The organism is Pseudomonas sp. NCHU5216 (assembly GCF_052156495.1).
Lineage (GTDB): Bacteria > Pseudomonadota > Gammaproteobacteria > Pseudomonadales > Pseudomonadaceae > Aquipseudomonas.
This window is the reverse complement of the sequence record NZ_JBQLIX010000013.1, coordinates 89,207-102,434: the sequence shown is the minus strand read 5'-3', so window position 1 is coordinate 102,434 and position 13,228 is coordinate 89,207. Positions and strand designations below refer to the sequence as shown.

General features: G+C 62.0%; 9 protein-coding genes and 1 pseudogene. 8 read left to right on the top strand and 2 right to left on the bottom strand.

Going from position 1 to position 13,228, the window contains the following annotated elements; all coding sequences use genetic code 11:
- Positions 1–498 precede the first annotated feature (498 nt).
- Genes ACSVIK_RS11915 through ACSVIK_RS11905 form a run of 3 tightly spaced genes read left to right on the top strand, consistent with a single transcriptional unit; the run spans position 499 to position 4,816 of the window.
- On the top strand, positions 499–1,662 hold the full coding sequence (locus ACSVIK_RS11915; RefSeq protein WP_442444529.1) for a DUF6531 domain-containing protein: 1,164 nt from the start codon (positions 499–501) through the stop codon (positions 1,660–1,662).
- Positions 1,663–1,681: 19 nt separating this feature from the next.
- Positions 1,682–4,327: an RHS repeat-associated core domain-containing protein gene (locus ACSVIK_RS11910; RefSeq protein ID WP_442444528.1), complete on the top strand. Its 2,646-nt coding sequence runs from the start codon at positions 1,682–1,684 to the stop codon at positions 4,325–4,327.
- Between the two features lie 12 nt (positions 4,328–4,339).
- On the top strand, positions 4,340–4,816 hold the full coding sequence (locus tag ACSVIK_RS11905; RefSeq protein ID WP_442444527.1) for a tetratricopeptide repeat protein: 477 nt from the start codon (positions 4,340–4,342) through the stop codon (positions 4,814–4,816).
- Positions 4,817–5,266: 450 nt separating this feature from the next.
- On the opposite strand, the gene ACSVIK_RS11900 is transcribed toward ACSVIK_RS11905, so the two are convergent.
- Together ACSVIK_RS11900 and ACSVIK_RS11895 are read right to left on the bottom strand one after the other, a co-directional pair.
- Positions 5,267–5,866 (bottom strand): TetR/AcrR family transcriptional regulator, encoded by a 600-nt coding sequence (locus ACSVIK_RS11900; protein WP_442444526.1) that lies wholly within the window; start codon positions 5,864–5,866, stop codon positions 5,267–5,269.
- A 23-nt stretch (positions 5,867–5,889) separates the two neighbouring features.
- A complete protein-coding gene (locus ACSVIK_RS11895; protein WP_442444525.1) occupies positions 5,890–6,486 on the bottom strand; it encodes an NAD(P)H-dependent oxidoreductase in 597 nt (198 codons plus the stop codon).
- Between the two features lie 199 nt (positions 6,487–6,685).
- On the opposite strand from ACSVIK_RS11895, the pseudogene ACSVIK_RS11890 reads away from it, so the two are divergent.
- The 5 genes and pseudogenes from ACSVIK_RS11890 to ACSVIK_RS11870 form a co-directional block, all read left to right on the top strand.
- A pseudogene (locus ACSVIK_RS11890) lies at positions 6,686–6,812 on the top strand (phosphonate ABC transporter, permease protein PhnE); the annotation flags it as partial.
- A gap of 150 nt (positions 6,813–6,962) precedes the next feature.
- On the top strand, positions 6,963–7,994 hold the full coding sequence (locus ACSVIK_RS11885) for a GGDEF domain-containing protein (RefSeq protein ID WP_442444524.1): 1,032 nt from the start codon (positions 6,963–6,965) through the stop codon (positions 7,992–7,994).
- Between the two features lie 131 nt (positions 7,995–8,125).
- The gene (imuA, locus tag ACSVIK_RS11880; RefSeq protein WP_442444523.1) at positions 8,126–8,743 is read left to right on the top strand and encodes a translesion DNA synthesis-associated protein ImuA; all 618 of its coding nucleotides are present in this window, start codon (positions 8,126–8,128) and stop codon (positions 8,741–8,743) included.
- Between the two features lie 7 nt (positions 8,744–8,750).
- Entirely contained in the window at positions 8,751–10,160 is a 1,410-nt protein-coding gene (locus tag ACSVIK_RS11875; protein WP_442444544.1) for a Y-family DNA polymerase, read from the top strand.
- Positions 10,157–13,225: an error-prone DNA polymerase gene (locus ACSVIK_RS11870; RefSeq protein ID WP_442444522.1), complete on the top strand. Its 3,069-nt coding sequence runs from the start codon at positions 10,157–10,159 to the stop codon at positions 13,223–13,225. Before ACSVIK_RS11875 ends, ACSVIK_RS11870 begins: the two co-directional genes overlap by 4 nt.
- Positions 13,226–13,228: the final 3 nt, after the last annotated feature.

Genomic DNA, 13,228 nt, shown 5'->3' with positions numbered 1-13,228 from the left:
GACGGCAGTAATGCAGCATCTCTGCCAGATGAACCACCTCAATAGTCCGTGCCAACAGGCCTCTGGGAGAGGCTTCATTTCCAAACGTTTCAAGAAGCGCAAATAGCGCTGGCATCAGCTATAAATAGCCACTTGTAAAACTGGACTCTTACTCGCACGGAGAAAGGACGCATGCGACTTTCAGCCACTTTTCTGGCATTGGCTATCTCACCCTGTACAGCGCTAGCCTGTACCCTCAACTTCACTTCCCCAAGTGATGGGGCGACTACACGAACCGCCAATATCACTGTTTATGGTCAGGGCGGGGCAAGTGCCCAGCTCGGAAACTTCGGCACCGTTACCGCCACACTGAACGGCACCCCTTTTTTTAATTACTCTGGATCATTCACGGCTGCTGTGACCTTTCTGCAATCCCGAGGCGTACCAGTCACTCTGCGACCCGGAATTAATGTTCTCGCAGTAACAGGTAGCGTTGGGGCATGCTCGGCCAGTGACTCCATGACCATCCTGTACGACCCTGAAGTAACGCTTTCCAAGAACAAAGGCACCCCTCCACCTAATACCTGCACTGGAAACCCGATAAACCTCACCATCGGCAACAAATTCCAGCGCGAAACCGACTTCTCTAGTTCCTCCTCCCCCCTGCTGCGCTTTGACAGAATTTATAACAGCCTGGATGGTTACTGGCGCCATAACCTGTCCACAAGACTGGTCATCACAAGCTCCGAAATACGGCTGGTGGAGGCCGATGGCAGAGAAACGTTATTCGCTCGATCAGGGACGACCATTACCGCCCCCAGCGATGAGTTTGGCACACTGGTAGCCGAAGGAGCGGGATGGCGCTACACCTCAACAAGCCAGATGACTTATACCTTCGACAACCTGGGCAAAATGGTTTCTCAACAAGACGCCAACGGCCGTTCGATATCGCTCAATCACAGCGCGTCGGAAACAGTTGTCACATCCGACACAGGCGAAACGCTTACTTTCACGTCAGACGCGAAACTACAACCTTTGACACTGACTGCGAGCAACGTATCGATCGTTTACAACCATGATGCACAAGGGCGACTGCAAACAACATCCAGAACAATCAGCGGTTCCACTACGAATCGAACATTCCATTATGAAGACCTGTCCTTCCCGCGCTTTCTAACAGGCATTACCGATGAAAACGGAGATCGTTATGTCACCTGGACATATGACCAATTTGGCAGGGCGACATCCAGCGCAAGGTCAGGTGATGTAGAGAAAACCACCATTTCATACAATGCTGATGGCACCTCGACCGTTACCAACCCACTTGGTAAAAATACAACCTACCATTTCGCAGTGATTCAAGGCGTCAAGAAAATTGCTGCCATCGATGGGGAACCCTCAGCGAACTGCCCCAGCAGCAACTCCACCTTCACCTACAACGATCGCGGCCTGCTCAAGACCAAGACCGACAACAAGGGCAATCTCACCACCTACGCCTACAACGACCGGGGTCTGGAGGTTTCCCGCACCGAGGCATCTGGAACGCCGCAGGCGCGCACCATCACCACCGACTGGCATGCCGACTTCTTCCTGCCGGTGAAGGTCACCGAGCCGGATCGCATCACCCAGTACACCTACGACGCCCAAGGACGACAAATCAGCCAGTCCGTGACCCCGCGCTGAGCACAGAAGGAACTGCACCATGAATATTTCGCATCGCGTCAGCCTGCTGTCACTGGCCCTGGCTGCCACGCTGGTCGCCACCGGCACTCAGGCGGCGGCACGCACCTGGAGCTACACCTACAACAGCCTGGGCCTGGTGGAAAGCGCCGACGGCCCGCGCACGGATGTCGCGGACATCACCACCTACGCCTATGACGCCCAGGGCCATCTGACCACGGTGACCAATGCCCTCGGTCATGTCACTCAGCTCTCGAATTTCGACGCCTACGGCAACCCCCAAACCCTGGTGGACGCCAATGGCGTGACCACCACGCTGAGCTATACCCCTCAGGGTTGGCTCGCGTCCATCAGCACCGCTGGCAGCACCACCAGTTTCGAGCACGATGCCATCGGCCAGATCACCCAGGTCACCCGCGGCGATGGCAGTTGGCTGGCCTACACCTGGAGTGCCGCCCGGCGTCTGGTCGCAATAAGCAATAACCTCGGGGAAAAGGTCGAGTACGACTACGACGCCATGGGCAATCGCACGGCCCAGCGCCTGCGCGATGCCAGCAACAACCTCACCCAGCAGCAAAGCTGGGTCTACGATGAGCTGGGGCGTTTGCTGCGCAGCGTCGGGGCAGGCGGGCAAGTCCATCGCTACGGCTATGACCTCAATGACAACCCGACCCTGAGCCAGACGCCCAAGCAGCACAGCACCACCAGCAGCTTCGATGCCCTTGATCGTCTCGTCGCGAGCACCGATCCACTCAATGGGGTGACGCAACTCGGCTATGACGCGCAGGACAACCTGACCCAGGTGCAGGATCCGCGTGGCGTCACCACGCAGTACGTCTATGACGGCCTGGGCAACCTGACCCAACTGATCAGCCCCGACAGCGGCACCACCACCTACGCCCACGATGCCGCTGGCAATGTCATCAGCAAGACCGACGCGCGTGGTGTGGTCACCACCTACACCTACGATGCGCTCAACCGCCTGACGGGTCGTCAGTACCCCGCCAATCCGGCTCTTAACGTCCAGTACCATTACGACATGACAGCCGACGGCAATCATGGCGTGGGCCGGCTGACAGCCATTCAGGATGCCAGCGGCGTTATCGGTTACCACTACGATGCCCGTGGCAACCTGACCGGCCAATTGCGTTCGATCGCCGTGGCAGGCGGCGATCAGTACGACAGCCTGGGCTACGCCTACGATGGCGCCAACCAGCTCACACGGATCGACTACCCGCTGGGTTTCAGCATCCACTACACCCGCAATGGCGCCGGGCAGGTCAGCCAGGTGCAACTGCAAGTCGGTGAAGGCACGCCCACGGCCCTGGCCAGCCAGATCCAGTACCTGCCTTTCGGCCCCTTGAAGAGCCTGACCTGGGCCAACGGCCTGAGCCTGTCGAGAAGCTACGACCAGGATTACCGTTTGACTCAACAGCAGGTCGCCACCTGGACAAGCGCCTACGGCTACGACGCCAACAGCAATATCGAAACCCTGCAAAGCAGCCTGCTCGGCAATCTCAGCTACGGCTACGACGCCCTCGACCGCCTCACCTCGGAACAACGCGCCGACCTGCAGCAGAGCTATGCCTATGACGCGGTCGGGAATCGCCTGAGTAAAACGGCCACCCCCATTGTCGATGGCAGCCCGCAAGCGAGCACCACCACCGAACTCGGCTATGCGGCCAACAGCAACCGACTCACAACAATGGGCGGCACCTCGGTCACCAGCGATGCCACCGGCAACCTGACCCAGGATCGCCCGGATCGGCAACTGGAATACGATCAGCAGAATCGGCTCGTACGGGTCAAGATCGGCGGCACCCCGGTGGCCGAATACCGCTACAACACCCTGGGCCAACGCACGCACAAGCTCACCGCGAGCGGTATGACCCTCTTCCTCTATGGCCCGGATGGCCAATTGTTGGAGGAACGCTTGCTCAGCGCGGCCGGACAACGGCAAGGCAGCCAGTTCTATATCTGGCTGGACGAAATGCCGATAGCGGGCATCAACGTCAGCTACGCCCCTGACGGCAGCGTTGCATCGAGCACCCCGTTCTACCTGCATACCGATCACCTCGGCACACCTCGCGTCGCAACTGACCAAAACCAGCAGCCCATCTGGAGCTGGGTCTCCGACGCCTTCGGCGTCGGCCAGGCCACCGGCAGCCTGACCCTCAACCTGCGCTTTCCGGGGCAGTACTACGATCAGGAAAGTGGGCTGCACTACAACTACTTCCGCGATTACGACCCCGAGACTGGGCGCTATGTGGAGAGTGATCCTGCGGGCCTGACATATGACTTTGATGATCCAGATCTAGCGCTAGCAGTAGAGTTAGGATTAGTTGACGATTCCCCCAAACAGAGCGGCCTGAACAAGCTGTATATCTATACAGACAACAACCCGATTAACTTCTATGATCTTGCGGGGCTTGCAAAGGGCAAGTACCAGAAACCCGAGAACCCTAACAAAAGAAAGGGTGCGGACGAACGAAAACCCAGCGGCGAACGAGAGCGAAATATTGGCCATCCCGATGGAGAAGAGCACTCAAGGCGCCCTAAAGGCGGTATTAGATTTAGAATGCCAATACCATTCATGCTTGACCCATGCTTGGTCATTCCTACCCTTTGCAATCCAAATTGGCCATACGGTGAAGACCAAAATTGTTAGCAGGTGACAACGATGCATGATCCGTTCATAGAGATCCATGACTTATTACGCAAGAAAAGGTATGAGGATGCTCTTGGAAAAATATATAACAAAGCCAAGGGCACCATACGAAGAGACTTCCAGAACGATGAAAATCATGCCTGGTACATTGTCGGGGATATATTCTTCAAGCAATCCAATTATGAAATGGCAATACACTCATTTAAGAAATCACTAGAAAGCCGAGAAGATGACATTGAAGCTTGCTGCGCCTTGGCCAATTCTTATTCAGCGATGGATATGCCTGACAAATCAATCGTATATCTAATCGCCGGCCTGAAGCATAAACCTGACAGCTCAACATTAAACTACAACCTGGGAAATGCCTATTTCGATATAGGCGAACACAAAAAGGCTATCGAACATTACGAAAGAGTGCACCCTCAGCATGAGGATATATATGAAATGGCCAAGAAAAATATTCAGAGAGCCCAAAAGCTAATTACCTAGCCCTCCCCCTAGCTTTGATCGGGCCTGCGAGGTGTATCCAACAATATTCGACTGCCCAAAGCCTGAACTTCCAATGTGCTAGTTTTACAAGGCGCCCAAGATGGTCTTTGAATGCAGTCTTGAGGTTGCAATAAAAAATACCGACTTTTCAGAGCTTGCCGCATTGGCGATGAAGCCACCCAATAAATATATTAGCAGCGCAAATTCAAAAACTGGACACTTATCCATATCGATTAATGACTTCGAGTTTAAGGACTGGCTAGTATTCGATAAATCTGTATGTAATTTCATTGATGGGCCGAAGATTCTTGGGGAAAGATTGGAGCTAGAAGATTCAGCCTTTAGGATTGGCGGCGGCAAAAAACTGAGCGCAACACCTACCGGGGACTCGAAATTGCCGGATCAGGCCGTTTGTTCGAGCCAGGCCAGCGCCCCGCTTCGGCCTGGCGCTCACTGGCTGCGCTGCACCATTGCCAGGATGGTCTGCCGCAGTTCCTCCTTTGCCTGCACCTGCGTTATATCCCCCACCACTGCCGCATCCGACAGGGCGTCGGCGGCGCCGAGCATCGCCCACAGGCTGGCGCGCGAAACGCCTTCAGGCCCGGCGAACGGCGCGAAGATTCCGGCGCACTTGTCGATGAAGGCCTCCTGGTACTGGCGCTTGACCGCTGCCAGTTCCGGCGAACCGCTCAGTGCAGCCAGCACGCCCTGAATCTCGCGGCCCTGCGTCAGCACACAATCGACATAGGCGCAGGCGATGACGCCCGCCTTGTCCTGCAAGGTGGGTTTGGCGGCGGCGACAGCGGCATCGAAGAGCGCTGTCTGCCGCAGGTCGTAGTCTTCGTAGAGCGCGGCCAGCAGGCCATTGCGGGTACCGAAATGATCGTAGACCACCGGTTTGGTGATGCCCGCCGCCTCGGCCAGGCGCCCGAGCGTAAGGGCATCCGTGCCCTCCTCACCGATCAGCGCCCACGAGGTGTCCAGCAACTGGCGGGTGCGGGCTTCTCTGGTCAGGCGTCGGCGCGAAGGCACTGAAGTCGGCGAGGTCATGAGGCGGATTGTCCCACTGTGCCTCAGCGCTGGGAAGCGAAGACCCGAGCACCGATTTCAAACGCCCTCTCCAGTTGAGCGGCCGGGTAACCGGCATCCGAGGCCAGCAGCAGGGAGGAGCTGCGCACGGGCGCGCCGCAGTAGTCGAAGATGCCATGGTCGATCTGGGTCTTCATGGCGGCGGCGTAGCCGTGTCGGGTGAAGGTGCCCTCATCGGCGCCTCCCACGGCGACCAGATGGATCGGCAGACGCTGCAGCTTCTTCACCACCTTGCCGCTGTCGCTGGCCTCATAGGCCCAGCCCTGGGTAAACACACGATCGATCCAGCCCTTGAGCAAGGCAGGAAAAGACCACCAGTAGATCGGATAGACGATGACCAGGGCGTCGGCACGATCCAGTCGTGCCTGCTCGGCTGCGACATCGGCAGGCGGCGCGGCCCGCTCCATGAACAGCGCCTGGTCTGCCAGGGTGAAACGCGGGTCGAACCCCTCGGCAGCCAGGTCGGCCAATTCGCTGCTGTGCTCTGAACCTGCAGCTCTGATGCCCTGAGCGATGCTCTGAGCAATGGCGTGGGTGAGTGAATCGGGATTGGGATGGGCGACCACGATCAGGCTATGCATGACATGTACTCCGGTTGTCAGGTGAGCGGCTCGCGCAGCCACAGGCAAGAGCGAGCATTACCTACCAAAAGTAACTTACCATTGGTAACTTGTCGAGCAAGCCCTTCTGTCGCTCGATTATCTGGCCCTTCTCCCGGAAAACCCGGGCGCTGAGATACTCATACGCAAACCTGTTGCCATTCTCGACAAAGACGGCGGCCGCCTGATCGCCTACAGCCTGTAGCGCTGGGAAAACAACATCCGCATGGCCAGCATGCTCGGCTTCGTTGGTGCTGGCGGTGGATGGCTTGAGTGGCTGGGCCCGGCAGCGATGGGTGAGCGTCTGAACTGCCAGGATCCGTTGCCGTTTCGCTCGATCACGCCGAAACCTCAAAAGCCCCTAGACTCAGGGCAAAGCCCCTCGTAGTCCGATATAGCCCAGACGTGATAGCGTTTAGCCATCATCTACTGCACCAAAGGCCAGGAAGCCCTCCGTGATGACCCGATCCAAACCTCACAGACAAGAGGGCCGCCCCGAGATCTGGCAATTGGCCATGCGCAGTTGCCAACTGGCAGCCTGGGTGCATTTCGCCTTTCTGGTCATCTTCCTCAGCCTGGACTCCCCCATCCTCGGCTGGGTGAACGTGCTCAGCGTGGCCATCTACATCTATGCCTATCGCGCCCTCAAACAGCGGCGCAATCATCTGGCGATAATGCTGATCCGTATCGAAGTGACGGCGCATGCGGGCCTGGGAACCCTGATGGTGGGCTGGGAGAGTGGTTTTCACTACTACCTGTTGTTGTTCATCCCGGCACTGTTCGTCAGCATGCGCGCGCGCATTGCCTGGATTTTCGCCATCTGCCTGTGGGCCTACTACGTGGGGCTGGACGTGCTGATGTGGTACCTGCCGCCGTTGCAGCCGATCTCGTCCCACGCCCTGTTGGCCGTGCACATCTTCAACCTGACGGTGGTGTTCTGCATGTTCAGCTACCTGGCACTGTTTCATGTGGTCACGGTGATGCGCGCACACAAGGAACTGGCGCTCATCGCCACCACCGATCCACTGACCGAGCTGTTCAACCGCCGCCACCTGCTCAGCCTGGCCGAGCAGGCGCTGCAGCAGCGAACCGAATTGACCCTGATGCTGATGGACATCGACCACTTCAAGGCGATCAACGACGCCCATGGGCACGAGGTGGGCGACCAGGTGCTCAAGGCGGTGAGCCATCTGCTCAAGGATTCGATGCGTAAACAGGACGCCATCGGCCGTTGGGGTGGCGAAGAGTTTCTCGCGCTGCTGCCGCATACCGACCTCGAACAGGCGGCAGCCAGCGCCGAGCGCATTCGCGAGGCCGTTCAGGCCTTACGGATCGATTGCAATGGCAGCCCCCTCAGCGTGACCCTGTCGCTCGGCGTCAGCCAGCACCATGCCCGGCAACCGCTCAGCCATACCATCGCCCGCGCCGACGCTGCGCTCTATGCCAGCAAGGCGGCTGGACGCAACCGGGTCAAACTGGCGACAGCCTGAACCCGGCGCCTCGCCATCCCACACACCAACTCACCCACATGCGAGCAAGCGCGCCCTCAGCCGTGACTTGACCCTGGCCAGCCGAAAGCAAATACTGTTCATGCATACAGTATTTTCGGTGCTCCGCCAGCATGTCATCCGTGGTTGCCCTTGACCGCCTGCTCGATGCCCGCCGTGTCTGGCGTGGGCAGGTCGTTTCCGCCCCTGCCATCTCCAGCTCATCGACTGGCCATGTCGCGCTGGATGCCGCACTGCCGGGCGGCGGTTGGCCGCCCGCGGCGCTCAGCGAAGTGTTGACGGCGGCCATTGGCATTGGCGAACTGCGCCTGCTATGGCCAACCCTGGCGCGCCTCACCCAAGCGGGCGAACGGGTGGTGCTGGTGGCCCCGCCCCATCTGCCCTATGCTCCCGCCTGGCTGGATGCCGGTATCGATCTGCGTCACCTGAACATCATTGATGCACAACCACGCGAAGCGCTCTGGGCCGCCGAGCAATGCCTGCGCTCAGGCAGTTGTGGCGCCGTGCTGTGCTGGTTGCATCAGGCCGATGACCGCTCGCTGCGTCGCCTGCAGGTGGCTGCCGCGACCGGGCACACCCTGGCCTTCGCCTATCGCCCGCTGGAAGCAGCAGCGAACCCCTCGCCCGCGGCATTGCGCCTGGCGCTGGAGAGCCAGCCGAGGTGCATCCGTGTACTCAAGTGCCGTGGCGGCCTCGCGCCTGCACGGCCCATCGCCGCGCCGTGGCACTGAGGCGCAGATGCTCTGGGCCTGCATCCTGCTGCCGCAACTGGCCATGGACGGCGTGCTGCGCCAGCGCAGCGATGACGCCGAGCCCCTGGCCCTGCTCAGCGGCACGCCGCAACGCCGCGTGCTGCAGGCGGTCAACCCGGCCGCACGCGCGCTCGGCCTCAAGCCCGGCCTGTCGCTGACCGCCGCGCAAGCGCTGACGCGCAGCTTCGCCACTGCCGAGTACGACCTCGGGCAGATCGAGCGCTGGCACCGTTTCCTGGCAGCCTGGGCCTATGCCTTCAGCGCCCAGGTCAGCCTGTACTATCCACGCTGCCTGCTGCTGGAGGTGCACTCCAGCCTGGGCCTGTTCGGCCCCTGGCCACGCTTCGAGGCGCGCCTGCGCGAAGAGCTTGTCGCCCTGGGCTTTCAGCACCGCATCGCCGCCGCCCCCAACCCGGCGGCGGCGCGCGTGCTGGTCAATGTCGGTGACGGCCTGCTGGCAAAGGATGCCCACGAGCTGCAGCACCAGCTGGCTAGGTTGCCGGTAGATCGGCTCGGCCTCAGCCCTGCTGCGAGCACGGCCTTTGCCCGCATGGGCCTGCACCAGCTCAGACAACTCTGGGAGCTGCCGCGCGACAGCCTGGCCAGGCGCTTCCCCGCCGAGGTGCTGGTGCAGCTCGACACCCTGCTCGGTCGCCGCCCGCTAGCCCTGGATTTCTACACACCGCCGGATATCTTCGACACCCGCCTCGAACTGAACTTCGAGGTGGCATCGCACCAGGCCCTGCTCTTCCCGCTGCGCCGCCTGACCGCCGACCTCGCCGCCTACCTGGCCGGCCGTGACAGCGGCGTGCAGCGCTTCGCCCTGCATCTGGAACACCGCAATGGCAGCGAAACTCAGGTGTCCATCGGCCTGCTCAGTGCCGAGCGCGACCCCGGCATGCTCTTCGAGCTGACCCGTGGCCGCCTGGAACATCAGCAACTGCCGGCCCCGGTGCTGGCCGTGCGCCTGGTGGCCCGCGAGCTACCCGCCTTCACCCCGCAGCATCAGCCGCTCTTCGACGAACGCCCCCAGCAGAATCAGCCCTGGGAGCAATTACGCGAACGCCTGCGTGCCCGCCTGGGTGACGAGGCCGTGCACGGGCTGGGCGCGCACGCCGACCACCGCCCCGAACGCGCCTGGACGCAGCAGCCGACATCCAGCGCCCTCCCCGCCAGCGGCCCGCGCCCCGGCTGGCTGCTGGCCGAACCGCTGCCCTTGTACGAAGCGTCCCTGCGCATCCTCGGCGGCCCGGAGCGGATCGAGTCCGGTTGGTGGGATGGTGAAGACGTACGCCGCGACTACTACCTGGTGGAAACCCGCAACGGCCAGCGCGGCTGGGCCTTTCGCCCGGTCGGCAGCAGCGGGCCGTTGCTGCTGCACGGCTGGTTCGCATGAACCACTACGCCGAACTGCACTGCCTGTCGAACTTCAGCTTCCAGCGCGGCGCCTCCAGCGCCGAGGAGCTGTTCGAGCGCGCCGCCCGCCTCGGTTACCACGCCCTGGCCATTACCGACGAATGCACCCTGGCCGGTATCGTGCGCGCCTGGCAGGCCGCCAAAGAAAGCAGCGTCGCCCTGATCGTCGGCAGCGAGGTGCAGCTCGAAGACGGCCCCAAGCTGGTGCTGCTGGTGGAGAACCTGGCGGGCTACCAGGCGCTGTGCGGCCTGATCACCTGTGCCCGAAGGCGCGCCGCGAAAGGCCGCTATCGTCTGCTGCGTGATGACTTCGAGAGGCCGCTCGATGGGCTGCTGGCGATCTGGTTGGATGCGCAGGATGTGCAACCCTTGCCCTGGCTGCGCAGCCGTTTTGCCCAGCGCCTGTGGCTGGGCGTGGAGTTGCACCGTGGTGGCGACGACAGCACCCGCCTGCAGCGACTGCTCGAGCTGGCCCAGAGCTGTGAGCTGCCCGCCGTGGCCTGTGGCGACGTGCACATGCATGCCCGTGGCCGCCGCGCCCTGCAGGACTGCATGACCGCCATCCGCCAGCACCTGCCTGTGGCCGATGCCGGCGCCTACCTGTTCGCCAATGGCGAGCGTCACCTGCGCCGCCGCGAAGAACTGGCCGAGCTGTATCCCGCACACCTGCTCGAAGAAACCCTGCGCATCGCCGAGCGTTGCCGCTTCGATCTCGAGCAACTGCAGTACGAGTACCCCCATGAACTGGTACCGGCGGGCCACGATGCCACCTCCTGGCTGCGCCATCTGGTGGAACAAGGCGCACGCTGGCGCTGGTCTGCGAACATCCCCGCACGGGCACGCGCACAGCTGGAACATGAGCTGAGCCTGATCGCCGAACTGCGCTACGAGAGCTACTTTCTCACCGTTCACGACATCGTCCACTTCGCCCGCGAGCAGGGCATCCTCTGCCAGGGGCGAGGCTCGGCCGCCAACTCGGCGGTGTGCTTCGTACTCGGCATCACCGAACTCGACCCCACCCACAACCGCCTGCTGTTCGAGCGCTTTCTCTCCCGCGAGCGCAACGAGCCGCCGGACATCGATGTGGACTTCGAGCACGAGCGCCGCGAGGAAGTCATCCAGTACGTGTTCCGCCGTTATGGCCGCAACCGCGCGGCGCTGACCGCCGTGGTCAACACCTACCACGGCGCCGGTGCGGTGCGCGATGTGGCCAAGGCGCTCGGCCTGCCACCCGACCAGGTCAATGCACTGGCCGAATGCTGCGGCCGCTGGAGCAACGAGCCGCCTTCGGCCGAGCGCCTGCAGGAGGCCGGCTTCGATCCGCACAACCCGCTGCTGCACCGGGTGCTGGTGCTGACCGGCGAGCTGATCGGCTTTCCTCGCCACCTGTCGCAGCATCCGGGGGGCTTCGTGGTGTCCGAACACGCCCTCGACACCCTGGTGCCGGTGGAGAATGCCAGCATGGCCGAGCGCACCGTCATCCAGTGGGACAAGGACGACCTGGATCTGGTCGGCCTGCTCAAGGTCGACGTGCTCGCCCTCGGCATGCTCAGCGCGCTGCGCCGCTGCTTCGCCCTGATCGAGCGCTACCGTGGCACGCGCTGGACGCTGGCCACAATACCTGCCGAAGACCGCGCCACTTACGCCATGATCAGCCGTGCCGACACCATCGGCGCCTTCCAGATCGAATCCCGCGCGCAGATGGCCATGCTCCCGCGCCTGCGCCCGCAGACCTTCTACGACCTGGTGATCCAGGTCGCCATCGTCCGCCCCGGGCCGATCCAGGGCGACATGGTGCATCCCTACCTGCGTCGGCGTAACGGCGAAGAACCCGTCGACTTCCCCTCGGAGGAACTGAAACCGGTGTTCGAGCGCACCCTGGGCGTGCCGCTGTTTCAGGAACAGGTGATGGAGCTGGCCATCGTCGCCGCCGACTACACCCCCGGCGAGGCCGACGAACTGCGCCGCAGCATGGCCGCCTGGAAGCGCCATGGTGGGCTCGAACCGCATCGCCAACGCCTGACCTCGCGCATGCTGGAAAAGGGCTACACGCTCGACTTCACCGAGCGCATCTTCCGGCAGATCGAAGGCTTCGGCAGCTATGGCTTCCCCGAATCCCATGCTGCCAGCTTCGCCCTGCTGGCCTACGCCAGTTGCTGGCTGAAATGCCACGAACCGGCTGCCTATGCCTGCGCCCTGGTCAATAGCTGGCCCATGGGTTTCTACAGCCCGGATCAGGTGCTGCAGGACGCCCGGCGTCATGGTATCCAGGTGCATCCGGTGGACGTGTGCCACAGCGACTGGGATTGCAGCCTCGAAGCCAGCGGCGGCAAGCAGCCAGCCATCCGCCTGGGGCTGAAGATGATCCGTGGCCTGCGTGAGGACGATGCCCGACGCATAGAAACGGCGCGCCAGGCTGCGCCCTTCAGCTCTGTCGAAGACCTTTGCCTACGCGCCCGGCTGGATGGCCCCGCCCGCGAGCGCCTGGCCGACGCCGGCGCTCTCGCCAGCCTGGTCGGCCACCGCCATCAGGCACGCTGGGCCGTGGCCGGCGTGGAGGCGCAATTGCCGCTGTTCGCTGGCATCGCAGCCACACCGGAAACCGCATTGAACCTGCCCGAACCCTCGGTGGGCGAAAACCTGCTGACCGACTACGACACCCTCGGCACCACCCTCGGCCCACACCCATTGGCGCTGCTGCGCGAACAACTGCGCGCCCTGCGCTGCAAAAGCTCGCACGACCTGCAAGCGGTCGAACACGGCCGCCCCGTCAGCGTCGCCGGCCTGGTGATCGGCCGGCAGCGGCCGCAAACCGCCAGTGGCGTCATCTTCGTCACCCTCGAAGACGAGTTCGGCCTGCTCAACGTTGTGGTCTGGCACGACCTGGCCGAGCGCCAACGCCGCGTGCTCGTGCAATCGCAACTGCTGCGCATCGACGGCCATCTGGAAAGGGTGGACGGCGTGCGCCACGTCATCGCCGGGCGCCTGATCGACCTGACCCCGCTATTGACCGGTCTGGATGTTCGGAGTCGAGACTTTCACTGATGG